The organism is Mycolicibacterium aichiense (assembly GCF_010726245.1).
GTDB lineage: Bacteria > Actinomycetota > Actinomycetes > Mycobacteriales > Mycobacteriaceae > Mycobacterium > Mycobacterium aichiense.
Window position 1 is genome coordinate 1,904,171 of sequence record NZ_AP022561.1, and the last position, 22,338, is coordinate 1,926,508.

Here is a 22,338-nt window from a genome sequence, read left to right on the forward strand (position 1 = left end):
CGCGCCCGCCGATCAGGTGTTGAATCACGCGCATGCTGAGCCTTGAAGAGATGTCGGATCGGATGGAGATCCAGCAGCTGCTGGTCGACTACTCGACGGCGATCGACAGCCGCCGCTTCGACGACCTCGATCGCGTATTCACCCCGGACGCCCACATCGACTACACCGAACTGGGCGGGATCGCGGGCGCCTTCCCCGAGGTCAAGGCGTGGCTGGCCGAGGTGTTGCCGAATTTCCCGGCCTACTTCCACATGCTCGGGAACTTCGACATCCGCCTCGACGGCGACACCGCGACCTCGCGGACCATCCTGTTCAACCCGATGGCGCTCGGCGACGACGGCCAGATCATGTTCTGCGGGCTCTGGTATGACGACGCGTTCGTGCGTACCCCCGACGGCTGGCGGATGACGCGGCGCGTCGAGCAGAAGTGCATCCAGAAGGTCGTCTGATCCGGCCTGCGTCAGGTCGCGCGATTAACACCTGACCAGGGCCGTCTGGCACAATCGGTGGCTGTCCGACCGCGGCTTCCGTTATGGATGGGCCGCCGGCTGGTCACGCACGCGAGGCAAAACCGGATCCGGCAATCCGCCGGCATCGCTGAATTGCAGCGTGATACCCACAGGAGTTAGTTCATGGCTGTCAAGATCAAGCTCACCCGGCTTGGCAAGATCCGCAACCCCCAGTACCGCATCGCTGTCGCCGACGCGCGCACCCGCCGCGACGGCCGCTCGATCGAGGTCATCGGCCGCTACCACCCCAAGGAAGAGCCGAGCCTGATCGAGATCGACTCCGAGCGCGCTCAGTACTGGCTGTCGGTCGGCGCCCAGCCCACCGAGCCGGTTCTCAACCTGCTGAAGATCACCGGCGACTGGCAGAAGTTCAAGGGCCTGCCCGGTGCCGAGGGCACGCTGAAGGTCAAGGAGCCCAAGCCCAGCAAGCTGGACCTGTTCAACGCCGCCCTGGCCGAGGCCGACGGCGCGCCGGGTGGCGAGGCCACCCAGGCCAAGAAGAAGAAGGCCCCGGCCAAGAAGGCTGACGCCGCCGAGGCCGAGCCCGCCGCTGAGCCGGCCGCCGAGGCTGCCGAGTCCACTGAGACCGCCGCAGAATGAGTTCGGTCGTCGTCGACGCCGTGGAGCATCTGGTCCGCGGGATCGTCGACAATCCCGACGACGTCCGCGTCGACATGGTCACCAACCGGCGGGGACGCACGGTTGAGGTTCACGTCCACCCCGAGGACCTCGGCAAGGTGATCGGCCGCGGCGGTCGCACCGCGACTGCGTTGCGCACCCTGGTCGCCGGTATCGGTGGCCGAGGGATCCGCGTCGACGTGGTGGACACCGACCAGTAGCGACCATGGAACTCGTCGCCGGGCGGGTGGCCAAGGCTCACGGCATCACCGGGGAACTGGTGGTCGACGTCCGCACCGATGACCCCGAAGAGCGGTTCGCGGTCGGAAACCGGTTGCGGCTGCGGCCATCTCGCGGTGACGGCGGCCAAGACGTCGTCGTCGAGTCGGCCCGGCCGCACGGCGGGCGTCTGCTGGTACGGCTGCGCGGGGTCTCCGACCGCACTGCCGCCGACGCATTGCGCGGCCACCTGTTCGTCGTCGACTCCGCGGAACTGCCTCCCATCGATGATCCCGACGAGTTCTACGACCATCAGCTCGAAGGGCTGACGGTACGGACCGTGGACGGCCGCGTCGTCGGCTCGATCGCCGAGGTGCTGCACACCGCAGGCGCGGAACTGCTGGCGGTGCGCGGAGCCGACGGTACCGAAGTCCTGGTGCCGTTCGTCGGAGCGATCGTGGTGTCGGTGTCGCTGGCCGACGGGATCGTCGAAATCGATCCTCCCGAAGGGCTTTTGGATCTGGACGGCTTGGACTGAGATGCGCAGCAATGAAGGTTGACGTCATCTCGATCTTCCCCGAGTATCTCGACCCGGTACGACAGTCGTTGCCCGGCAAGGCCATCGAGTCCGGCATCGTGGACTTCGCCGTGCACGATCTGCGTCGCTGGACCCACGATGTCCACCACTCGGTGGACGACGCCCCGTACGGCGGCGGCCCCGGCATGGTGATGAAAGCCCCGGTCTGGGGTGAGGCGCTCGACGAGATCTGTACCGAGGACACCGTTCTCGTGATCCCGACGCCGGCAGGACGGCTGTTCACCCAGAACGACGCCCAAGCCTGGACGGCACAGCGGCATCTGGTTTTCGCCTGCGGCCGTTATGAAGGCATCGACCAGCGGGTCGCCGAGGACGCACGGCGGCGGATGCGGGTCGAGGAGGTCTCGATCGGGGACTACGTGCTGGCCGGTGGTGAGGTCGCGGCGCTGGTGATGATCGAGGCGGTGGTCCGGTTGCTACCCAACGTGATGGGCAATCCGCGCTCGCACCAGGATGATTCGCACTCGCCGGAAAAGGACGGACTGCTCGAAGGTCCGAGCTACACGCGTCCGCCCACCTGGCGCGGGCTGCCCGTCCCGGACGTACTGCTTTCCGGAGACCACGCCAAAGTGGCGGCATGGCGTCGCGAGCAGGCACTGCAGCGGACGCGCGAGCGCAGGCCGGACCTGCTCGGTGGCTCGGGGATCGGTGACTGAGAGCACGGCGCGGCGCAGCTTAGCCACGGTCGCGGAGGGGTATTGAGGACAGCGTGACACGTCCATCCAGCGGCGCTCCGCCAGCACCGGCGGCCGCGCAGGTGACGGGCCGGCAGCGCAACTTCGTCTTCCTCGCTGTGGTGCTCGGCATGCTGCTGGCCGCGCTCGACCAGACCATCGTCGCGACCGCACTGCCCACCGTCGTCGCCGACCTCGGCGGAGCCGGCCACCAGTCGTGGGTCGTCACCAGTTACCTGCTGGCGTCGACGATCGTGACCGCGGTCGTCGGCAAGCTCGGCGACACCTTCGGCCGCAAACCGGTTTTCCAGGCCGCCGTGCTGTTCTTCCTGGCCGGCTCGGTGCTGTGCGGCCTGGCCGGGTCGATGTCGATGCTGGTCGCCTCTCGCGCGCTGCAGGGCATCGGCGGCGGCGCGATCACCGTGACCGCGGTCGCGGTCATCGGCGAAGTGATCCCGCTACGCGAACGCGGCCGCTACCAGGGCGCGCTGGGCGCGGTGTTCGGCGTCACCACCGTTGTGGGCCCGCTGTTGGGCGGCCTGTTCACCGACCACCTCGGGTGGCGGTGGGCGTTCTGGGTCAACGTGCCGGTCGCGGTGGTGGTGCTCGCGGTGGCGGCGGTGGCGATTCCGGCGCTGGGCCGGACCTCCCGACCGGTCATCGACTATCCCGGCATCGTGCTGGTGGGTCTCGGCGCGGCCGGTCTGACCCTGGCCACCAGCTGGGGTGGCACCACGTATCCGTGGGGTTCGCCGACGATCATCGGACTGTTCGTCGGCTCGGTGGCGATCCTGGTTGCCTTCGTGTTCGTCGAAATGCGGGCGGCCGAACCGATTCTGCCGATCCGGCTGTTCGCCGACCCGGTGTTCACGGTGTGCTGCGTGCTGTCGTTCGTCGTGGGATTCGCGATGCTCGGGGCGCTGACGTTCCTGCCGACCTACATGCAGTTCGTCGACGGGGTGTCTGCCACCGTGTCCGGCCTGCACACCCTGCCGATGGTTGCCGGTCTGCTGGCCACGTCGCTGACCTCTGGTGTGATCGTCGGACGCACCGGGCGCTACAAGATCTTCCCGATTGTGGGCACCGCGACCATGGCGGTCGGGTTCATCCTGCTGTCGCTGATGGATGCGCACACCTCGACGCTCGTGCAATCGCTGGACCTGCTGGTCCTCGGCGCCGGGATCGGGCTGAGCATGCAGGTGCTGATCCTGACCGTGCAGAACACCGTCGACTTCACCGACCTGGGTGTGGCCACCTCGGGAGTCACCTTCTTCCGCACCATCGGCAGTTCGTTCGGCGCCGCGATCTTCGGCTCGCTGTTCAGTAACTTCCTGGCCGACCGGCTGCCGGCGGCCTTGGCCACCAGCGGTGCCTCGCCCGAGGTCGCGCAGTCACCGCAGGCGCTGCACAAGCTCTCGCCCGCAGCGGCTGCCCCGATCGTCGACGCTTACGCCGACTCGCTGAGCAAGGTGTTCCTGTTCGCGGCGCCGGTGGCGATCGTCGGGTTCGTTCTGGCGTTGTTCCTCAAACAGGTGCCGCTGCGCGACGCGGCCGCCACCGGCAGCACCGACCTCGGCGAGGGCTTCGGTATGCCGACCACCGAACCAGCCGAGAAGGTGCTGGAAGTGGCTGTCAGCCGATTGCTGCGCGAGAGCCGCGGCCAGCACCTGCCTGCCCTGGCACGCGCGGGCGGCACTCGTCTCGACGTTCCGCTGATGTGGGCCGCGTTGCGGATCTACCGGCACGCGCAGGTGGCAGGCACGGCGGATCTGAGCGCCGTCGCCGCCCACCACCGGGTCCCGGTCGAGATCCTGGAGCCGACGTTCGACCGGCTGGTGGCCAACGGCTACGCCCAGCGCAGCGGCGATCAGCTGTGGCTCACCCCGGCCGGCGCCGCGGAGGTGAACCATGCTCGCAACATGCTCGCGGGCTGGATCACCGACACCCTCACCCGGTCGCCCGCCTTCGAAGGCCGGCCCGACCGCATGCAGGTGCAGGGCGCGATCGAGCGGATCGCCCGCAGAGTGCTGGAACAGAACGACGACGAGAGCGCTCAGGCCACCCGTCCGCTGGTGCTCGGTCCCCGACGCGCCGCCAGCCCGACGGCGCCGACGACGCGGCTCGCCAGCCCGATGGCGAACAACGCCGCCGTGGCCGCGACCGTGGGCAACGCGACCGTGGGCAATGAGCCGACCCGGCCCTTCCGGGCTCGCGCCGAATTCCGTCAGCCCCCGCAGCCGCCGCCGGGACCGCCGCGTCGCTGACAGCGGTGGGGGATCAGATCCGTCCGTCGGGGAACATCGTCTTGACCGCTTGGGTCATCGTGTTCCGTGCGGTCGCGTCGTCGACCGGCTGCAATGAGGCCATGGCCAGCACGAAACGCCGGTCCGGTCCGATCACTCCGGTGGACATGTGCAGCCAATTGCCGCCGTTCCAGCAGCACATCCAACCTTGTTTGACCGCAACGGGTTCGGCGAACAGCCCGTCGGGGATGCCGAAGCGCTGCGGGTAGCCGTCGGCACCGGTGGGGGTCGACGCCGACAGGTCGCCGAGGATGACCGAGGCCTGCGAGGCAGGCAGTCCGCCCGCACCGTCGAGCAGCATGTCGTAGTAGCGCACCAGATCGGCGGTGGTGCTCATGGTGTTCCACCAGTTGCCGTCGTAGGGCGCGCTGGTTGAGGTGAGTCCGTATCGCGCGGTGACCCTGCTGATGATCGCGCTGCCGCCGCCCTCGCCCCAGAACACTTCGGCGGCGCTGTCGTCGGACGACCGCAGCATGACGTCGAAGGACTGCTGCTCTGCCGGGGTGAGCTGGCGCTGGCCCTTGGCGACCTGCAGCAGCAGGTCGTCGGCGATGAACAGCTTGCTCACCGACGCGACCGGGAACGGCGCGTCATCACCGCCTCTGAGGATCCGTCCGGTGGTGCGGTCGAGCAGGGTGAAACTGATGTCGGCGCCGTCCTGCGCGGCCTCCGAGGCCGCTTCCTTGGCGCGCACATCCAGATTGGTCGAGGCGTCCGGCGGGGCGTCGGGCAGCGGACCGAGGGCGGGAGCCTGGGCGACGACATTCGGATCAGTGGACAGCAGGTTCACCGGGCGGGCCGCTCCGTCGCTCGGGCCGGCATTTACCTGAGCGGACGAAGCGGCTACCAAAACGCCGATCACTGCCGCCGCGGTGCCGGTGACCAGCATCGACAGATGCCGTCGCATGTCCATCTCCTCGGGGGGCCGGTGCAACGCTGAGATCCGGGGTGCCGCGTTGCCGCCCGACCTTAGTCCAGGTTAACGGTACCTTTTCTACACCGCGCAGTTAGTTGGTCGACAGATCAGCGGTGCCTCGGCGGGTCGCGCGATTTCATTGCTCGCGGTGCATCTGGCACAATTGAGCAGTTGCCGCGCGGGCTGGGACTTTTCCGCCTGCTGCGCCAAACATCACGTGCCCGAATCCATCGGCCCGGCGATCGCCAGCGCTTTCCGCGCAGGCAGGTGGCTGCGCCGCGAACCGCAAGGAAGTGTCACCGATGAACACGCTGGACTTCGTCGACCAGGCGTCGCTGCGCGACGACATCCCGACCTTCAGCCCCGGGGACACCATCAATGTCCACGTGAAGGTCATCGAGGGCAACAAGCAGCGCGTTCAGGTCTTCAAGGGCGTCGTACTCCGTCGTTCGGGCGGTGGCATCCGCGAGACCTTCACCGTGCGCAAGGAAAGCTACGGAGTGGGTGTCGAGCGCACCTTCCCGGTGCATTCGCCCAACATCGACCACATCGAGGTGCTGACCCGCGGTGACGTGCGTCGCGCCAAGCTGTACTACCTGCGCGAGCTGCGGGGCAAGAAGGCCAAGATCAAGGAAAAGCGCTGAGCTTCGACGTGTTCGAGGCACTGACCGGTCAGCCGGTCTGACTACGCTGACGACGTGACCGACAACACGGGCTCGAACGACTCCACTCCGGACAACCTCACCGCGACGGACGGGGCGGACTACAACCCCGCCGACGCTGCCCCCGAGACCGGGGAAAAGAAGAAATCGGCGTTGCGCGAAGGCGCGATCCTCGTTGCCATCGCCATAGTCCTGTACTACGTGATGCTGACGTTCATCGCGCGTCCGTACCTGATTCCGTCGGAATCGATGGAACCCACGCTGCACGGCTGCGCGGGCTGCGTGGGCGACCGGATCATGGTCGACAAGGTCACGTATCGGTTCGGCGATCCCCGCCCCGGTGACGTCATCGTCTTCAAGGGCCCGCCCAACTGGAACGTCGGCTACAAATCCATCCGGTCCACCAACACCGCCGTCCGCTACATCGAGAACGCCTTGTCGGTGGTCGGATTCGTGCCACCCGACGAGAACGACTTGGTCAAGCGCGTCATCGCCACCGGAGGCCAGACGGTCGAATGCCGCGCCGACAGCGGATTGACCGTTGACGGCAAACCCCTCACCGAGCCCTACCTCAATGCGCAGACCATGATGGCCGACCCGGCCGTCTACCCATGCCTGGGCAATGAGTTCGGCCCGGTCAAGGTGCCCGAGGGCCGGTTGTGGGTGATGGGCGACAACCGCACGCATTCGGCGGATTCGCGCGCCCACTGCACCAGCACACCCGCCGACGCCCAGAAGGGCATTCTGTGCACGGGTGATCCGATGGCCGGCACCGTTCCGGTGAGCAACGTCATCGGCAAGGCGCGGTTCATCGCGTGGCCGCCGTCGCGCTGGGGTGGTGTGTCCTCGTTCGACCCGCAGCAGGGCTGATCCGTGCCGGCGATGACGTGGCCGCCGAGGACGGTGATCCGCAAATCGTCAGGACTGCGGACCCTCGAATCCGCTTTGTATAGAAGCGGTCTGGGCCCGGTGGCGGGAGTGGACGAAGTCGGCCGCGGCGCGTGTGCGGGTCCGCTCGTGGTGGCGGCCTGTGTGCTGGGGCCCAATCGGATGGAGAGCCTCTCGGCGCTCGATGACTCCAAGAAGCTCAATCACGCCGAACGGGAGCGGCTCTTCCCGATCATCAAGCGGTACGCGCTGGCGTATCACGTGGTGTTCATCCCGGCTCCCGAGGTCGACCGTCGAGGCGTGCACGTGGCCAACATCGAAGGGATGCGGCGCGCGGTGGCGGGGCTGTCGGTACGGCCGGGCTATGTGCTGTCCGACGGGTTCCGGGTGCCGGGGCTGCCGATGCCGTCGCTCCCGGTGATCGGCGGGGACGCCGCGGCGGCCTGTATCGCCGCGGCCAGTGTGCTGGCGAAGGTCAGCCGAGATCGGCTGATGGTGGCGATGGACAATGAACACCCGGGCTACGGTTTCGCCGACCACAAGGGGTACAGCACGCCGGCGCACAGTGCGGCGCTGACCGATCTCGGTCCCTGCCGACAGCACCGGTTTTCCTACATCAATGTCCGGCGGGTGGCACGCGCCGGGGGTACCGAGATGGTGATGGAGTGCCCACCACCGCAGCGCGACGATCAGGTGTGAGTCAAGATGGATAGCACCACGACAAGACAAAGAGGACAGCTGAACCGATGAGTGCCGAAGATCTCGAAAAATACGAGACCGAGATGGAGCTCTCGCTGTACCGCGAATACAAGGACATCGTGGGGCAGTTCAGCTACGTCGTGGAGACCGAGCGCCGCTTCTACCTGGCCAACAGCGTGGAACTGGTGCCGCGCAACACCGATGGTGAGGTCTACTTCGAGCTGCGACTTTCCGACGCGTGGGTGTGGGACATGTACCGCCCGGCACGGTTCGTCAAGCAGGTTCGGGTGATCACGTTCAAGGACGTCAACATCGAAGAGGTCGAGAAGCCCGAGCTGCGACTGCCCGAGTAGGTCGGGGTCGGCGCTGCACGGACTGCACGGACTCTCGTCAGCGCAGCGATGCGTCGATGGCGCTGGGGGACAGGATCTTCTCCAAGACCAGCATCGCGCTGCCGATATTGCCTGCCCGGTCGCCATACGTCGACGGGACGACCTGAAGGTGTCGGGTGGCCAGTGCAGTTGCGTTGCCGTACAACGTTTCTCGTAACCCGGCGACGAAGACGTCGTACGCGCCCGACATGTCGCCGCCGACGACGAGAACCTCGGGGTTGAGCAGGTTCACCGCGGCGGCGATCACCTCCCCGACGTGACGGCCACTTTCGCGCAGTAGCCGGCGCGCCTCGCCGTCGCCGTGGTTGGCCAGTTCGACGACGTCGCGGATGTGGTGGACCGGCCTGCCCTGCTCCTGCAGTGTGCGCACCAATGCCCAGCCACCGGCGATCGCCTCCAAGCAGCCGGTGTCGCCGCAACGGCACGGTATGCCCGCCGCCGCGACGGTCTTGTTGTGGCCGAACTCGCCGGCCGCGCCCACAGCGCCGCGCTGGAGCACACCGCCGCACACGATCCCCGCGCCGAGCCCGGTGGACGCCTTGATCAGCAGCAGATCGTCGTGACTTCTCAGGGGCCCGCGGAGCTCCGAGAGGGCTTGGACGTTGGTGTCGTTGTCGAGCGAGATCGGCGCCGCCGTCAGCTTCCGAAAGTACGGCTCCAGCGGAACGCCGTCCCAACCGCTCATCACCGGGGACGCCAGGCTGCAGCCGCGCTGCTGGTCGACCGTGCCGGGTAGCGACACCCCGACGCCGAGCACGTCGGCAGCGGGTCTACCGCTCTCGTCGAGCAGTACTTCGAGGCGCTTGACCAAGTCGGGCATCAGATCGTCGGGGCCGATGCGGATCTCGGAGTCCATATCGGCCAGGGCGTGAATGTCGCCGGCCAGGTTGCACACCGCGAGCCGGGTGCGGCTGCGGCCGACGGCCGCCGACAGGACCACACCGGCTTCGGCGTTGAACCGCACCAGCGCCGGAGGGCGACCACCGGTCGACGGTCCCTCCTCGCCCTCGGAGACCAGCCCGCGGCGGGACAGAGCCGCGATGCGACTGCCGACAGCCGTCCTGGACAGCCCGGTCAACTCCCGGACGTCGGTTCGAGTGGTGGCCGTGCCGGTGCGTATCAGCGCGAAAACATCCCCCGTTGTGGCAGGGGCAGCGGAACGCGTGGTTACCGGCATCTTTCCATTGAACCAAGATCAATCGGTCAGGCAAAGCAATGGAGACACCCGTCACTTTGGCCAGATTTAGACAAAAGTCGGTTGGTTGTGTGGTTTAAGTGGCGGTAGGGTCGGGGGACAGGGACCGAGCGCTGCACCGCGGCAGCATCCGCCACCGCACAGAAAGTCGATAGCACCCGTGACCCTCACGCTCCGACCCGCCGCACCGGCGGCGTCTCCCGCGCTCTGCCCGACCAGGACCGGGCTGGGCATTCTTGCCCTGGCGCTCGGCGCCTTCGGCATCGGCACCAACGAATTCGTCGCGATGGGCCTGCTGCCCGAGATCGCCGGCGGCCTGCGGATCTCTGAACCGACCGCGGGCCACATCATCTCCGCTTACGCGCTCGGCGTCGTGGTCGGTGCGCCCGTGATCGCCGCGCTGACCGCGAAATTCAATCGCAAGGTCGTGCTGATGACCCTGATGGCATTGTTCGCCCTCGGCAACGTGCTGACCGTGCTGGCGCCCAGCTATGGAGTCCTGATCGCCGCCCGCTTCCTCGCGGGCCTTCCGCATGGCGCATTCTTCGGTGTCTCGGCACTGGTGGCTGCGCAATTGCTCGGGCCGGAGCGCCGGGCCAAGGCGGTCGCGCAGGTGATGACCGGCCTGACCGTGGCGACCGTGATCGGAGTGCCGCTGGCGTCCTGGCTCGGCCAGTTGCTCGGCTGGCGAAGTGCTTTCGCGCTCGTCGTCGGCATCGGGCTGGTGACGTTGGCTGCGATCTGGATGTGGCTCCCGGACTTGGCTGCGACCAGCAGCACCAGCCCCCGGGCCGAGCTGGGCGCGCTGCGACGCCCGCAGGTCTGGTTGGCGCTGGCGATCGGCATGGTCGGCTTCGGCGGCATGTTCGCCGTCTACACCTACATCGCAACAACGCTGACCGACGTCACCGGAGTCTCCCGCTCGTGGGTTCCGTTGGGGTTGATGGTTTTCGGGGCCGGCATGGTGGTCGGCAACCTGGCCGGCGGCCGGATGGCCGACCGCTCGGTGATCCGCGGACTGTATGTGTCGATGACGGCGCTTGCGGTGGTGCTCGCGGCTTTCGTGGCCGGCGCGCACAACCCGTTCACGGCAATGCTGCTGCTGTTCGGCATCGGTGCCAGCGGAGCGGCGATCGCGCCCGCGCTGCAAACCCGGCTGATGGATGTCGCCGCCGAGGCGCAGACGCTGGCCGCCGCGCTGAATCATTCGGCCTTGAACATCGCCAACGCGTCGGGGGCGTGGATCGGCGGGCTGGTGATCGCAGCGGGGTATGGCTACACCGCACCGGCTGCCGCGGGTGCGGCGCTGGCGGTCGTCGGCCTGGTGGTGTTGAGCGTCTCGGTCGCTCTGCAGCGTCGATCTGCGGCGGTGTCCTCGTGATCCGCGCGATGCTGGCATTCCTCCTGAGACGGCGGGCACCGATGTGCGTAGACCTGTATCTGCCTGCGCGGCAACGGGTGACGATCGTCGTAGGGCAGCGGGCCACCGCCGGGAGGCACGCTGATGGCTGAGCATGTGATATTTCGCCACGACCCCGACCACCAGCCTCAGCTGGCCTTCCGCGGTGTGCCCAGCGGCTGCGCCGGCGGAGCCAACACGCTGGCCGAGGCCCGTGCGTCCTACCGGATGTGCCTGTGCGAGCGGCTGCACGTGGACCGCCGCGAGCTGCCCCCGATCGTCGAGCACATCGAGGGACTGGTCGGCGGCATGTGGGTGCGGACCAGAGTCGGTGCAGTGCATCGGGATACGTCAAGTGATCGGATGCTGCTGCAGATCCTGCTGACGGAGCAGACCGGACTGCACGAGGAAGTGGCGCGACTGGCCGCGCTGGGCGCCGAGCCCGTCGTCGTGCTGGCCGAACCCGACTATGTGCTCGAAACACTGCTGGACCAGATGTCGACGCGAGACGCCCTGGTGGTCGCTCATTCCGATGACAACGGCTCAGTGGGGTGGAGCGTGCTCTACGGCTCGGAATCCTCTGGTAGCCATGGTGTTCCGCCCGCTATGGATGACGAGCACCTTCGGGCGACACCGGTGGCGACGTTCACGCAGGCGTGCACCAGCGTCGGCCGGGTGGTGCAGCGTCGGGCTGCTGCGGATATCGCGTCATGACCGCCTTGCTCGAACGTGGGGTTGGCGACGCCTTATCGGGTAACACTGATGTGGAGGACGTCCCCGAAGGGAGGACCGTGCGAACGACACCGGAATGCTGGCTTACCGATATGGACGGTGTGCTGGTGCGCGAGGAGCATGCGTTGCCCGGGGCCGCCGAGTTCTTGGCGTGCCTGATCGACAAGCGGCGGCGATTCCTGGTGCTGACCAACAACTCGATCTACACACCGCGTGACCTGGCGGCGCGGCTGGCGCGTTCGGGACTGGATGTGCCGGAAGAGGCCATCTGGACCTCGGCCATGGCCACCGCGGCTTTCCTGAACGATCAACTGCCCGGCGGATCGGCGTACGTCATCGGCGAGGCAGGACTGACCACCGCTCTGCACGAGGCGGGCTACACACTGACCGATACCGATCCGGACTTCGTGGTGCTCGGCGAGACGCGCACTTACTCCTTCGAGGCGATCACCAAGGCAGTCCGGCTGATCGGCCAGGGTGCCCGCTTCATCGCCACCAACCCCGACGTGACCGGGCCGTCGGCCGAAGGACCGATGCCGGCCACGGGGTCGGTGGCCGCGATGATCACCAAGGCCACCGGGCGCGAACCCTACTTCGTGGGCAAGCCCAACCCGATGATGTTCCGCAGCGCGCTGAACCGGATCGAGGCGCATTCGGAGAGCACGGTGATGGTCGGCGACCGGATGGACACCGACGTGGTGGCCGGAATCGAAGCGGGGCTGGAAACGATTCTGGTGCTCACGGGTTCGACGACGGTCGAGGACATCGAGCGCTACCCGTTCCGCCCGGCGCGGGTGTTGCCCTCGATCGCCGAGGCGATCGAGCTGATCTGAGCCGCCGGCTGCGGTGTCCCGTGGCGGTCTGATCAGCAGTCGTTGCCCGCTTGCAAGAGAACGTGTTTGAGGCGCGGCGCCGGCAATGCATGGACGTCGTAACCGGGATTGTCGTCAGCCCAGGCGATTTCGCTGCAGTCCCGGAACCCGGCAGCGGTGTCGGCCGCGCTGTCCGAGTGCCGTTCAACCCATCCGTCGAGCGAACTCTTGCAACCCACCAGGTTGACGTCACCGAACTTCACGGCCGACGGCGGCTGTCCCGTGGAGCCGTCCGGTCCGGGTGGGTGAACCGAGCGGTGCCACTCCAGCAGGTCGCGCACGGGCGCGAGGTGACAGGACTGCCCAAAGGCCGGCCCGACGGGAGGCGGCGCCGCGGCTGAGCTCGAGGCGGCCATCGGGCTCGGTGCCGGCTCTGCGGCTTCGGGATGACTGCACGATATGAGCACCAGAGGTGCGACACCCGCAAGCAAGGCCGACACGATGCGCACCATGCGCCGGAGTCTACGGACAGCGGTGAGCGGTCGCGAACGCGCTTACCCGAGGCTGCCCGCCGACAGGCCTCCCGAAAGCAACCGTGGCATCGGGCTACTGATGCAACTCCGGTTCCAGACCAACCGCGCCCTCGAGCCCGCACACGCTCGAACGCAGCGACGGGACAGCCTGTGGATGAGCGCGGATCTGGGGATAGGTCGGTCCGTTTCGCGGTGATTCGGATCTCGGCGGTCTGCGCCTGTCGGTCGAATCACCGACGCTGCACCCATGACGACGATGAGCCGCAACCAGCTCGGTGCGCTGGGGGAGCAGCTGGCGGTCGAGCATCTGGAGTCGCTGGGTTGGCGAATCATGGTTCGCAATTGGCGCTGCCGCTACGGCGAACTCGACGTGATCGCGGCCGCGTCTGACGGCACGGTCGTGTTCGTGGAGGTGAAAACCCGCACCGGTGACGGGTTCGGCGGGGTCGAGTACGCGGTCACCCCGGCCAAGGTGCGGCGGATCCGACGACTCGTGGGGATCTGGCTGGCCAGCCAAGACCTGAGTTGGTCCGCGGTCCGCATCGACGTCATCGGGGTGCGCATCGGTCGGCAGCGCACACCGGAGATCACCCACCTGCGTGGAGTCGGCTGATGGCGCTGGGGCGCGCCTACTCGGTCGCGGTACGGGGCCTCGACGGCGAGATCGTCGAGATCGAGGCCGACATCACCGCTGGGCTCCCCGGGGTGTACCTGGTGGGGCTGCCCGACGCTGCGCTGCGCGAGTCCCGAGATCGGGTGCGCGCGGCAATCACCAACTGCGGCAACGAGTGGCCGATGTCGCGACTGACGTTGGCGCTCTCGCCGGCGACGTTGGCCAAAGCCGGGTCGCTGTACGACATCGCGATCGCCGCCGCGGTGCTGTCGGCAAGCCATAAGAAGCCGTGGGATCGGCTGGAGAAGACGGTGCTGCTGGGCGAACTGGCGCTCGACGGCCGGATCCGGTCGGTGCGCGGCGTCCTCCCGGCCGTCTTGGCGGCCAAGCGACAAGGCTGGCCCACTGTGGTGGTGCCGGTCGCCAATCTCGCTGAAGCGAGCCTGGTCGACGGTATCGAAGTGCTTGGCGCCCAGACGTTGCGGCAGCTGCAAGGCTGGTTGACGGGAAAGGCCGCCCTCGCCGATCGCGTGGCCACACCGGCGCCGCACACTGATTCGGTTGCCGACCTGGCTGATGTGGTGGGCCAGGCGCACGCCAGGTTCGCCGTCGAGGTGGCTGCCGCCGGTGCGCACCACCTGATGCTCACCGGACCGCCCGGCGTGGGGAAAACCATGCTGGCCCAACGCCTTCCCGGGTTGCTACCCGAACTCACCGAACGTGAGGCGCTGGAGGTGACGGCGATCCATTCGGTGGTCGGAATGCTGTCCGAGACCACCCCGCTGATCACCCGGCCGCCGTTCATCGCCCCGCATCACTCGTCGAGTGTGGCCGCCCTGGTCGGCGGCGGCTCGGGCATCGCGCGGCCCGGTGCGGTCAGTCGCGCACATCGTGGAGTGCTCTTCCTCGACGAATGTGCCGAGATTCGGGTCAGCGTGCTCGAGTCTTTGCGAACACCGTTGGAAGACGGTGAAATTCGGCTTGCGCGCCGTGATGGGGTGGCGTGCTACCCCGCGCGGTTTCAGCTCGTGATGGCGGCCAACCCGTGCGCCTGCGCGCAAACCGACCCGAAAGACTGTATCTGCACGTCAGTGGAGAAACGCCGCTATCTCGGCAAGCTGTCCGGGCCGTTGATGGATCGAGTGGACCTGCGGGTCGAGATGCACATGGTGCGTGCCGGTGCCTTCGCCCCCGATGCCGCGGAACCCACTGTCGCCGTGCGTGATCGGGTGGCACAGGCGCGCGCGGCGGCCGCGCAGCGGTGGCGGCGGTACGGGTTCACCACCAACGCCGAGGTCACCGGGTCGGTGCTGCGCCGCAAGTTCCGGCTCGACGCCACCGCCATGGCGCCGCTGAAGACCGCCCTCGAACGCGGGGTGCTGAGTATCCGGGGCGTGGACCGCTCACTGCGGGTCGCGTGGACCTTGGCGGATCTGGCCGGACGCACTGCACCGAACATCGATGACGTGGCGGTGGCATTGAGCTTCCGCCAGGGAGGGGCAAAGCCGTGACGGACGCGGCCAGAACGCTGGCATGGGCATATCTGTCCAGGGTCGCCGAACCGCCCTGCGACGAGATCGCCACGTTGGTGGGCGATGTCGGCCCGGTGGACACCGCCCACCGGGTCGCCGCGGGCGAGGTGAGCGATGCGTTGCGGAAGCGGACGGCCGCTCGGCGTGACATCAATGCAGCTGAGGCAGACCTGGCTCTGCTGCGGCGGCGCGGAGGCCGCCTGATCACGCCCGACGACGACGAATGGCCGACCCTGGCGTTCGCGGCCTTCGGTGGATCTGCGGTGCGGGAAAGGCCGCACGGTCGAGCACCGATCGCGCTGTGGGCGATCGGCCCGGCCCGGCTCGACGAGGTCGCGGAGCGGGCTGCGGCCATCGTGGGTACGCGGGCGGCGTCGGGGTACGGCGAACACGTCGCCGCCGACCTGGCCGCGGGATTGGCCGAGCAGGACGTCGCGGTGGTATCCGGCGGCGCGTACGGCATCGACGGCGTGGCGCACCGAGCCGTGCTGGCGGGTGAGGGCCAGACGGTGGCGGTGCTGGCCGGTGGCATCGACGTGCTGTATCCGGCCGGCCATTCGTCGCTGCTGCACCGGATCGGCAATTCCGGCCTGCTACTCACGGAGTACCCGCCGGGCGTGCGGCCCGCGCGGCACCGCTTCCTCACCCGTAATCGGCTGGTGGCGGCGCTGGCTACGGCCACCGTCGTGGTGGAGGCCGGTGTCCGCAGCGGGGCGGCGAACACCGCCGCGTGGGCACGGGCACTCGGCCGGGTGGTGTGTGCGGTGCCCGGGCCGGTGACCTCGGCGTCGTCGATGGGCTGCCACACGTTGCTGCGGGGTGGCGCCGAGCTGGTGACACGAGCCGAAGAGATTGTCGAATTGGTCGGTCGGGCCGGTGAATTCGCCGACGAGGAGCCGCGACCGGTTGGCCCGCTCGACGGCCTGAGTGACCCTGAGAAGCAGGTGTACGAGGCGCTGCCGGCCCGCGGTGTGCGCAGCGCCGACGAGATCGCGGTGGCGTCCGGCCTGGCGCCGACCGCGGTGCTCGGTCCGCTGGCGATGCTGGAGATCGCCGGACTTGTCCGCCGTGAGGACGGCTGCTGGCGGCTCGCACGCAGGCCGGCCTGACGATGTAGACGGCCGGAACACACGCTCGAAACGTATAGTCGAGCCGGTTGGCTATCGATTTTCGTCGGGAGGCGATGTGGCGGGTCGACCACTACACACATTTCAGGTTGTCAGTACCGAGCAGCTGGCGCCGCACATGGTGCGCGTCGTCCTCGGTGGCACCGGGTTCGACACGTTCACACCCGGCGAGTTCACCGACTCCTACGTCAAGTTCGTCTTCGTCCGTGACGACATCGACGTCTCCTCGCTGCCGCATCCACTGACGCTGGACAGCTTCACGGACTTCCCGCCCGAACAGCAGCCCACCGTGCGCACCTACACGGTGCGCCGCGTCGACCCGCAGGCTCGTCAGATCACTGTCGACTTCGTGGTCCACGGTGAGCACGGCGTCGCCGGACCATGGGCGGCGGCCGCCAAGCCCGGCGACACCATCTATCTGATGGGGCCCGGCGGGGCGTACGCGCCGGACCCGGCCGCCGACTGGCATCTGTTCGCCGGCGACGAGGCAGGGCTTCCCGCCATCAGCGCGGCCCTGGAAGCGTTGCCGCCCAACGCTGTTGGCAAGGCCTTCATCGAGGTTGCCGGACCTGAAGATGAAGTCGAGCTCATTGCGCCGGAATCCGTGGCCATCAACTGGATCTACCGCGGCGGTCGCGCCGATCTCGTCGGCGATGAGCGGGCCGGCGACAACGCACCGCTGATCGAGGCCGTCACCACCACCCTGTGGCTTCCGGGCCAGGTCCAGGTCTTCATCCACGGTGAAGCCCAAGCCGTCATGCACAACCTGCGGCCCTACATCCGCAAGGAGCGCGGCGTCGACGCCAAGTGGGCCTCCATCTCCGGCTATTGGCGGCGCGGCCGCACCGAAGAGACGTTCAAGCAGTGGAAGCGCGAACTCGCCGAGGCCGAAGCCGGGGAGGGCTAAGCCGGGGCAAGCACCTCGGTGTCATCTCCGGTTCCGGACGTGACAGCCCGCTCGGCCGGGACGGCGCGCATCCGCTCGCTGTAGGCCGGCCGTTGGCGCACCCGCAGCGGCCACCAGAACCAGGGCCCGAGGATGGCGGCGATCGACGGTGTCATCAGGGACCTCACGATCAACGTGTCGAGCAGCAGGCCGATCCCGATCGTCATCCCGCCCTGACCGACGTTGAGCAGGTCGCCGGAGATCATCGAACCCATGGTGAACGCGAACACGAGTCCGGCGGCGGTCACCACCGTGCCGGTACTGCCCATCGACCGGATGATGCCAGTGTTGATACCCGCGCCGATCTCCTCCTTGAACCGCGACACCAACAGCAGGTTGTAGTCGCTGCCGACGGCCATCAGGATGATCACCGCGAATGCCAGCACGATCCAGTTCAATTCGATGCCCACGATCCGTTCGAAGATGAACACCGACAAGCCGAACGCGGCACCCAGCGAGATCACCACCGTCCCGACGATCACCATCGACGCCACCAATGCACGCGTGATGATCAGCATCACGATGAAGATCAGTGTCAGAGCGGCGAACGCGGCGATCATCGTGTCGTATTTGGCACCGGCCTGCACGTCGCGGTAGGTGGCGGCGGTGCCGGTCAGGTAGACGTCCGCGTTGGCCAGCGCGGTGCCCTTGATCGCCTCGTGTGCTGCCGTCAGCTGATCGTCGACCACCGAGATGCCGGCTTCCGAGGCGGGATTCACGTCGTGGGTCACGATCAGCCGGGCCGCTTTGCCGTCCGGTGAGAGGAACAGCTTGAGCCCCTTCTGGAAGTCGGGGTTGGCGAACACCTCCGGCGGCAGGTAGAAGTAGTCGTCACTCTTGGATGCGTCGAACGCCTCACCCATAGCGGTGGCCGTGTCGGTCATCTGCTGCATCTGCTGGATGAGCCCGTCGAAACTGCTGTGGATGGTCTGCAGGGTGTGCTGCATAGTCGTGGCGGTCGCGATGATCGGGCCGAACTGCGCCACCATCTGTGGCACCAGTGCGTCGATGCTGTCCATGCCGTTGACCATCTTGTCCATGCCGTCGACCATCGCGGTCATGTCGGTCTGCAGCGAAGCCATATTGTCGCTGAACGTGTTGACGCCGTCCATGGCGTCGAACGCCGAGCGCACCGCAAAGCAGGCTGGGATGTTGAAACAGTTTGGCTCCCAGTAGAAGTAGTTGCGGAACGGCCGCACCTCGTCGTCGAAATTGGCGATGTTGTCCCGCATCTGGTCCAGCGTGGCCTTCATGGTGTCCATGTCGGCGATGCTGCGGTGCGCTGACTCGACCATGCCGTTGCCCGAGCCGACGGTGGTGTGCATGGCGTCGGAGAACTTCACCATCAGCGCCTGCAGCTGTGTCATCGAACCGATCATTGCGCCCATGTCGTCACTCATCTTGCTGATGTCACCGACGCGCTGCTTCAAGAACTGCAGGTTCTGGGTGATCGGTACGGAGGACATGCTGATCTGGTACGGGATGGAGCTGTGGGCGATGGGGGAGCCCAGTGGCCGGGTGATGCTCTGCACCATCGCGATGCCTTTGATCCTGAACAGTGCCTTCGCAATTCGGTCGAGCACGATCATGTCGGTGGGGTTGCGCATGTCGTGGTCCGACTCGATGGTCATGATGTCGGGGTTGAGCCGCGCTGTGCTGAAGTGTTTTTCGGCCGCTGCGTACCCGACGTTGGCCGGCACGTCTGAGGGAATGTAGCGACGGTCGTCATAGCTCGTCTTGTAGCCGATCATGGCCAGCAGGCCGAGCAGTACGACGCTGGTCGCCGCGGCGAGAATGGGTTTGGGCCAGCGCACTGTTGCGGTGCCGACCTTGCGCCACCCTCTGGTCTTCATCATCCGTTTGGGATCGAGCAGACCGAATCGGCTGGCGACGACCAGGATGGCCGGGGCGACGGTCAGCGCGGCGGCGACGACGATGATCAGGGCCATGGCCGACGGGTAGGCCAGCGAATTGAAGTAGGACAGCCGGGTCAGCCGCAACGTCAGCATCGCGCCCGCGATGGTCAGTCCGGAGCCGAGGATGACGTGGCCGACGCCGTGGAATGCGCTGTAGTAGGCCGATTCCGGATCCTCGCCGTTCTGTCGGGCTTCGTGGTATCGACCGATCAGGAAGATGGCGTAGTCGGTGCCCGCTGCGATCGACAATGCTGTCATCAGTGGAACCGAGAACGTCGAGAAGTCCATGATTCCGAGGTGGCCGATCACCGCGACCGCGCCGCGGGCGGCACCCATCTCGATGCCGACGATGGCCAGTATGAGCAGCACGGTGCTCACCGATCGGTACACCAGGGCCAGCATGATCGTGATGACGATCATCGTGACCACGGTCATCTTGATCATGCCGCGGTCACTGGCCTCGAGTGAATCCGTGGTCAACGGCGCAGGCCCGGTGACATAGGCGTGTAGCCCTGCCGGAGGCGGGGTTTGGTCGATGATCGTGCGCACGGCGTCCACCGAGTGGTTGCCTTCGGTGCTGCCCTGGTCGCCGGCCAAGTTCAGCTGGACGTACGCGGCCTTGCCGTCACTGCTCTGGACGCCCGCGGCGGTGATCATGTCGCCCCAGAAGTCCTGAACATGCTCGACGTGCTTGGAGTCGGCCTTGAACTTCTCGACGAGGGTCTCGTAGTAGCGGCGCGCCGCGTCGCCCAGGGGTTGGTCGCCGACGAGCACCACCATGGCGATGCTGTCGGAACTGGACTCCTGGAATTTCTGCCCCATCCGCTTGGCGGCGATCACCGCGGGCGCGTCCTGCGGTGACATCGACACAGCGTTGGCCATGCCGACCTTCTCGACCTGGGGGACAAGCAGATTCACGGCTGCGGTGACGGCCACCCAGACGAGGATGATGGGGACGGCCAGTGCCCGGATGGTGCGAGGGATGCGGGTGCGGTTGTTCTTGACGTGCGCGCTCATGCGGCTTTGTCCAGACAGAAAGCCTGCGCATCACGGCCGTTGGCGAAGTTCTCGGCGACGAGTTTGTCGTCGACCAGGATGCGGCAGCCCAGCGCATCGGTGTCACCCTGGGCGACCACATTGGCCAGCACGCCAGGGTCGGTGGTGCTCACCGTCACCGACCAGGGCAACTCGGTGAAGGACGCCTCTATCGTTCTGCCGTTGACGTCGAGGTAGCTGATTCGCCCGGATGCCTCTGCGGGGCCGACGATCTGATAGGTCACCCGCTTGGTGTTGATCGGCTTGATGGCGTCTGCCGGCATCGCGGCAGCCACATAGGGCTTGTCGGAGTCGAAGAACGTCCGGAGCCGGCCTACCACACCGACCGCGGCGAGCAGGGCGACGGCCACTATCGCCACCACCCAAAACCGTTTCAGCAAGCCAACCATCGGCGGCATCTCCCTCTCGTGTGACGCGACTCAGGCCGCAGCCCGTGGACGACGACGATCTAGTAATACCATAGGGGGTATGGTATACAGAAATGGTGGGAACCGAGAAAGTCGATGTCGTCGACGTCGAGAATGACCAGCAGCCGCAGTGTGATGCGGCCGTCGCCGCAACCCTGACGCGGCTGCGCCGCGTGCACGGCCAACTCGGCGGTGTGATCGGGATGATCGAAGAGGGTCGCGGGTGCAAGGATGTCGTCACGCAGCTCGCAGCGGTGTCAAAGGCCTTGGACCGTGCGGGTTTCACGATCATCGCGACCGGCCTGCGTGAATGCATCGACCCAGCCGTCGCGGGGCGCGAAGGCGCCCAGAAGTTGACGATCGACGAGTTGGAGAAATTGTTCTTGAGCCTGGCCTGACGCCGGCTCTTCCGGAAAGGAGATCACGATGTGCCGAGCTGTGAATTGTCGGGTGTGCGGGAAGACGACGTGGTCGGGCTGTGGCATGCACGTCGATGAAGTACGTCGCGGCGTGCCTGCCGGGCAGTGGTGCTCGGGTCACGCCGAGAGCGAAGCGCCGCGGTCGCGCTGGAACCCGTTCAAGCGGTCCTGACGCAACGGAATAGTCACGACGGCGGGACACGCCGCGCGTCCGCGCGCGCCCGGGTGTGCGGGGGTGCGAACGTAGGGGAGTGGACCCGAGTGACTACGCGGCGATCCTTGACGACTACGCCGAGTACCTCGCGCTGGAGCGTTCCCGCTCCGAGCACACCCAGCGGGCCTACCTCACCGACCTGAAATCGCTGTTCTCGTTCCTCGACGAGCGCGCCCCCGGCGCCGGGCTGGGCGGACTGAGCCTACCGGTCCTGCGGTCCTGGCTGGCCGCGCAATCCGCCGCCGGGGCGGCCCGAACGACCCTTGCCAGGCGCACCTCGGCAGTCAAGACGTTCACCGCGTGGGCCGCCCGGCGCGGTCTGCTCGCGGACGACCCCGCGGTTCGGCTCCAGCTGCCCAAGGCCCGTCGCACCCTGCCCGCGGTACTACGTCAGGATCAGGCGTTGGCCGCCATGGCCGCCGCTGACCTCGGCGCCGAGCAGGGTGACCCGCTTGCGCTCCGGGACCGGCTGATCGTCGAGCTGCTCTACGCCACCGGCATCCGCGTCAGCGAGTTGTGCGGTCTGGACATCGACGACGTCGACACCGGCCGGCGGGTGCTGCGGGTCCTGGGCAAGGGCAACAAACAACGCACGGTCCCGTTCGGGGCGCCGGCGCTGGCCGCGCTCACCGCCTGGCTCACCGACGGCCGACCCGAATTGGCCACCACCGACTCCGGTTCCGCGTTGTTACTCGGGACGCGCGGCAAGCGACTCGACCCCCGCCAGGCCCGCACGGTCGTGCACCAAACGATGTCGGCGGTCGACGGAGCGCCTGACATCGGACCGCACGGCCTGCGGCACAGTGCGGCCACCCATCTCCTCGAAGGCGGCGCCGACTTGCGCATCGTCCAGGAGATCTTGGGCCACTCGACGTTGGCCACCACGCAGCTCTACACCCATGTGACGGTGGCGCGCCTACGTGCCGTGCACGACCAAGCGCATCCGCGCGCCTGAAAAT

At 67.3% G+C, this 22,338-nt stretch carries 24 protein-coding genes; 19 read left to right on the forward strand and 5 right to left on the reverse strand.

What is annotated here, in order from left to right; translation table 11 throughout:
- Nucleotides 1–32 precede the first annotated feature (32 nt).
- From G6N32_RS09185 to G6N32_RS09210, 6 genes are all read left to right on the forward strand, one after another.
- Nucleotides 33–449, forward strand: coding sequence for a nuclear transport factor 2 family protein (locus G6N32_RS09185; protein ID WP_115319329.1), 417 nt, complete (start codon nucleotides 33–35; stop codon nucleotides 447–449).
- 183 nt (nucleotides 450–632) lie between these two features.
- Nucleotides 633–1,109 (forward strand): 30S ribosomal protein S16, encoded by a 477-nt coding sequence (gene rpsP / locus G6N32_RS09190; RefSeq protein WP_115319330.1) that lies wholly within the window; start codon nucleotides 633–635, stop codon nucleotides 1,107–1,109.
- The gene (locus G6N32_RS09195) at nucleotides 1,106–1,348 is read left to right on the forward strand and encodes an RNA-binding protein (protein ID WP_005148848.1); all 243 of its coding nucleotides are present in this window, start codon (nucleotides 1,106–1,108) and stop codon (nucleotides 1,346–1,348) included. The genes rpsP and G6N32_RS09195 overlap by 4 nt, the downstream gene beginning before the upstream one ends.
- A 5-nt stretch (nucleotides 1,349–1,353) precedes the next feature.
- On the forward strand, nucleotides 1,354–1,884 hold the full coding sequence (rimM, locus tag G6N32_RS09200) for a ribosome maturation factor RimM (RefSeq protein WP_115319331.1): 531 nt from the start codon (nucleotides 1,354–1,356) through the stop codon (nucleotides 1,882–1,884).
- A gap of 11 nt (nucleotides 1,885–1,895) precedes the next feature.
- Complete coding sequence (gene trmD / locus G6N32_RS09205; protein ID WP_115319332.1) at nucleotides 1,896–2,600, forward strand: tRNA (guanosine(37)-N1)-methyltransferase TrmD; 705 nt, start codon at nucleotides 1,896–1,898, stop codon at nucleotides 2,598–2,600.
- 149 nt (nucleotides 2,601–2,749) lie between these two features.
- Nucleotides 2,750–4,882, forward strand: a complete 2,133-nt coding sequence (locus tag G6N32_RS09210) for an MDR family MFS transporter (protein ID WP_232077752.1) — start codon at nucleotides 2,750–2,752, stop codon at nucleotides 4,880–4,882.
- A 13-nt stretch (nucleotides 4,883–4,895) separates the two neighbouring features.
- Here the strand turns inward: G6N32_RS09210 and G6N32_RS09215 are convergent, their stop codons facing one another.
- On the reverse strand, nucleotides 4,896–5,828 hold the full coding sequence (locus tag G6N32_RS09215) for a serine hydrolase (protein WP_115321035.1): 933 nt from the start codon (nucleotides 5,826–5,828) through the stop codon (nucleotides 4,896–4,898).
- Nucleotides 5,829–6,139: 311 nt separating this feature from the next.
- Between G6N32_RS09215 and rplS the strand changes: the two genes are divergently transcribed.
- The 4 genes from rplS to G6N32_RS09235 are packed head-to-tail and all read left to right on the forward strand — an operon-like array spanning nucleotide 6,140 to nucleotide 8,439.
- Nucleotides 6,140–6,481, forward strand: a complete 342-nt coding sequence (gene rplS, locus G6N32_RS09220; protein WP_036339053.1) for a 50S ribosomal protein L19 — start codon at nucleotides 6,140–6,142, stop codon at nucleotides 6,479–6,481.
- A 54-nt stretch (nucleotides 6,482–6,535) separates the two neighbouring features.
- A complete protein-coding gene (lepB, locus tag G6N32_RS09225; protein ID WP_115319334.1) occupies nucleotides 6,536–7,369 on the forward strand; it encodes a signal peptidase I in 834 nt (277 codons plus the stop codon).
- Nucleotides 7,370–7,372: 3 nt separating this feature from the next.
- The gene (locus G6N32_RS09230; RefSeq protein ID WP_115319335.1) at nucleotides 7,373–8,086 is read left to right on the forward strand and encodes a ribonuclease HII; all 714 of its coding nucleotides are present in this window, start codon (nucleotides 7,373–7,375) and stop codon (nucleotides 8,084–8,086) included.
- 47 nt (nucleotides 8,087–8,133) lie between these two features.
- Entirely contained in the window at nucleotides 8,134–8,439 is a 306-nt protein-coding gene (locus G6N32_RS09235; RefSeq protein ID WP_005148868.1) for a DUF2469 domain-containing protein, read from the forward strand.
- Nucleotides 8,440–8,476: 37 nt separating this feature from the next.
- Here G6N32_RS09235 and G6N32_RS09240 read toward each other — a convergent pair whose 3' ends face one another.
- Nucleotides 8,477–9,655 (reverse strand): ROK family protein, encoded by a 1,179-nt coding sequence (locus tag G6N32_RS09240; RefSeq protein WP_115319336.1) that lies wholly within the window; start codon nucleotides 9,653–9,655, stop codon nucleotides 8,477–8,479.
- Between the two features lie 178 nt (nucleotides 9,656–9,833).
- Between G6N32_RS09240 and G6N32_RS09245 the strand changes: the two genes are divergently transcribed.
- The 3 genes from G6N32_RS09245 (at nucleotide 9,834) to G6N32_RS09255 (ending at nucleotide 12,637) form a co-directional block, all read left to right on the forward strand.
- Nucleotides 9,834–11,054 carry an MFS transporter gene (locus G6N32_RS09245; protein WP_115319337.1) on the forward strand — a complete coding sequence of 407 codons (1,221 nt, stop codon included), beginning with the start codon at nucleotides 9,834–9,836 and terminating at the stop codon, nucleotides 11,052–11,054.
- A gap of 123 nt (nucleotides 11,055–11,177) precedes the next feature.
- Nucleotides 11,178–11,786, forward strand: coding sequence for a hypothetical protein (locus tag G6N32_RS09250; protein ID WP_115319338.1), 609 nt, complete (start codon nucleotides 11,178–11,180; stop codon nucleotides 11,784–11,786).
- Between the two features lie 110 nt (nucleotides 11,787–11,896).
- Nucleotides 11,897–12,637: an HAD-IIA family hydrolase gene (locus G6N32_RS09255; protein ID WP_276047688.1), complete on the forward strand. Its 741-nt coding sequence runs from the start codon at nucleotides 11,897–11,899 to the stop codon at nucleotides 12,635–12,637.
- Between the two features lie 32 nt (nucleotides 12,638–12,669).
- Here G6N32_RS09255 and G6N32_RS09260 read toward each other — a convergent pair whose 3' ends face one another.
- Nucleotides 12,670–13,128 carry a hypothetical protein gene (locus G6N32_RS09260; protein ID WP_147292006.1) on the reverse strand — a complete coding sequence of 153 codons (459 nt, stop codon included), beginning with the start codon at nucleotides 13,126–13,128 and terminating at the stop codon, nucleotides 12,670–12,672.
- Nucleotides 13,129–13,396: 268 nt separating this feature from the next.
- On the opposite strand from G6N32_RS09260, the gene G6N32_RS09265 reads away from it, so the two are divergent.
- The 4 genes from G6N32_RS09265 to G6N32_RS09280 all read left to right on the forward strand — a co-directional run bounded on the left by G6N32_RS09265 (nucleotide 13,397) and on the right by G6N32_RS09280 (nucleotide 17,328).
- Nucleotides 13,397–13,762, forward strand: coding sequence for a YraN family protein (locus G6N32_RS09265; RefSeq protein ID WP_115319341.1), 366 nt, complete (start codon nucleotides 13,397–13,399; stop codon nucleotides 13,760–13,762).
- Complete coding sequence (locus tag G6N32_RS09270; protein WP_115319342.1) at nucleotides 13,762–15,273, forward strand: YifB family Mg chelatase-like AAA ATPase; 1,512 nt, start codon at nucleotides 13,762–13,764, stop codon at nucleotides 15,271–15,273. The genes G6N32_RS09265 and G6N32_RS09270 overlap by 1 nt, the downstream gene beginning before the upstream one ends.
- Nucleotides 15,240–16,403, forward strand: a complete 1,164-nt coding sequence (gene dprA, locus G6N32_RS09275; protein WP_410432609.1) for a DNA-processing protein DprA — start codon at nucleotides 15,240–15,242, stop codon at nucleotides 16,401–16,403. The genes G6N32_RS09270 and dprA overlap by 34 nt, the downstream gene beginning before the upstream one ends.
- A gap of 76 nt (nucleotides 16,404–16,479) precedes the next feature.
- Nucleotides 16,480–17,328 carry a siderophore-interacting protein gene (locus G6N32_RS09280; RefSeq protein ID WP_115319344.1) on the forward strand — a complete coding sequence of 283 codons (849 nt, stop codon included), beginning with the start codon at nucleotides 16,480–16,482 and terminating at the stop codon, nucleotides 17,326–17,328.
- Here the strand turns inward: G6N32_RS09280 and G6N32_RS09285 are convergent.
- Both G6N32_RS09285 and G6N32_RS09290 read right to left on the reverse strand, forming a co-directional pair.
- On the reverse strand, nucleotides 17,325–20,300 hold the full coding sequence (locus G6N32_RS09285) for an MMPL/RND family transporter (protein WP_115319345.1): 2,976 nt from the start codon (nucleotides 20,298–20,300) through the stop codon (nucleotides 17,325–17,327). The two genes, G6N32_RS09280 and G6N32_RS09285, sit on opposite strands and share 4 nt — an antisense overlap.
- Complete coding sequence (locus tag G6N32_RS09290; protein WP_232077578.1) at nucleotides 20,297–20,728, reverse strand: MmpS family transport accessory protein; 432 nt, start codon at nucleotides 20,726–20,728, stop codon at nucleotides 20,297–20,299. The genes G6N32_RS09285 and G6N32_RS09290 overlap by 4 nt, the downstream gene beginning before the upstream one ends.
- A gap of 92 nt (nucleotides 20,729–20,820) precedes the next feature.
- On the opposite strand from G6N32_RS09290, the gene G6N32_RS29245 reads away from it, so the two are divergent.
- Complete coding sequence (locus tag G6N32_RS29245) at nucleotides 20,821–21,144, forward strand: metal-sensitive transcriptional regulator (RefSeq protein WP_115319347.1); 324 nt, start codon at nucleotides 20,821–20,823, stop codon at nucleotides 21,142–21,144.
- Between the two features lie 296 nt (nucleotides 21,145–21,440).
- Nucleotides 21,441–22,334, forward strand: coding sequence for a tyrosine recombinase XerC (locus G6N32_RS09300; RefSeq protein WP_410432611.1), 894 nt, complete (start codon nucleotides 21,441–21,443; stop codon nucleotides 22,332–22,334).
- Nucleotides 22,335–22,338: the final 4 nt, after the last annotated feature.

What these genes read in the sequence shown, in the direction of transcription:
- G6N32_RS09185 (WP_115319329.1), top strand. Translation starts at nt 33, where the DNA reads ATGCTGAGCCTTGAAGAGATGTCGGATCGGATGGAGATCCAGCAGCTG.
- rpsP (WP_115319330.1), top strand. Translation starts at nt 633, where the DNA reads ATGGCTGTCAAGATCAAGCTCACCCGGCTTGGCAAGATCCGCAACCCC.
- G6N32_RS09195 (WP_005148848.1), top strand. Translation starts at nt 1,106, where the DNA reads ATGAGTTCGGTCGTCGTCGACGCCGTGGAGCATCTGGTCCGCGGGATC.
- rimM (WP_115319331.1), top strand. Translation starts at nt 1,354, where the DNA reads ATGGAACTCGTCGCCGGGCGGGTGGCCAAGGCTCACGGCATCACCGGG.
- trmD (WP_115319332.1), top strand. Translation starts at nt 1,896, where the DNA reads ATGAAGGTTGACGTCATCTCGATCTTCCCCGAGTATCTCGACCCGGTA.
- G6N32_RS09210 (WP_232077752.1), top strand. Translation starts at nt 2,750, where the DNA reads ATGCTGCTGGCCGCGCTCGACCAGACCATCGTCGCGACCGCACTGCCC.
- G6N32_RS09215 (WP_115321035.1), bottom strand. Translation starts at nt 5,828, where the DNA reads ATGCGACGGCATCTGTCGATGCTGGTCACCGGCACCGCGGCGGCAGTG.
- rplS (WP_036339053.1), top strand. Translation starts at nt 6,140, where the DNA reads ATGAACACGCTGGACTTCGTCGACCAGGCGTCGCTGCGCGACGACATC.
- G6N32_RS09235 (WP_005148868.1), top strand. Translation starts at nt 8,134, where the DNA reads ATGAGTGCCGAAGATCTCGAAAAATACGAGACCGAGATGGAGCTCTCG.
- G6N32_RS09240 (WP_115319336.1), bottom strand. Translation starts at nt 9,655, where the DNA reads ATGCCGGTAACCACGCGTTCCGCTGCCCCTGCCACAACGGGGGATGTT.
- G6N32_RS09250 (WP_115319338.1), top strand. Translation starts at nt 11,178, where the DNA reads ATGGCTGAGCATGTGATATTTCGCCACGACCCCGACCACCAGCCTCAG.
- G6N32_RS09255 (WP_276047688.1), top strand. Translation starts at nt 11,897, where the DNA reads ATGGACGGTGTGCTGGTGCGCGAGGAGCATGCGTTGCCCGGGGCCGCC.
- G6N32_RS09260 (WP_147292006.1), bottom strand. Translation starts at nt 13,128, where the DNA reads ATGGTGCGCATCGTGTCGGCCTTGCTTGCGGGTGTCGCACCTCTGGTG.
- G6N32_RS09265 (WP_115319341.1), top strand. Translation starts at nt 13,397, where the DNA reads ATGACGACGATGAGCCGCAACCAGCTCGGTGCGCTGGGGGAGCAGCTG.
- G6N32_RS09270 (WP_115319342.1), top strand. Translation starts at nt 13,762, where the DNA reads ATGGCGCTGGGGCGCGCCTACTCGGTCGCGGTACGGGGCCTCGACGGC.
- G6N32_RS09285 (WP_115319345.1), bottom strand. Translation starts at nt 20,300, where the DNA reads ATGAGCGCGCACGTCAAGAACAACCGCACCCGCATCCCTCGCACCATC.
- G6N32_RS09290 (WP_232077578.1), bottom strand. Translation starts at nt 20,728, where the DNA reads ATGGTTGGCTTGCTGAAACGGTTTTGGGTGGTGGCGATAGTGGCCGTC.
- G6N32_RS29245 (WP_115319347.1), top strand. Translation starts at nt 20,821, where the DNA reads ATGGTGGGAACCGAGAAAGTCGATGTCGTCGACGTCGAGAATGACCAG.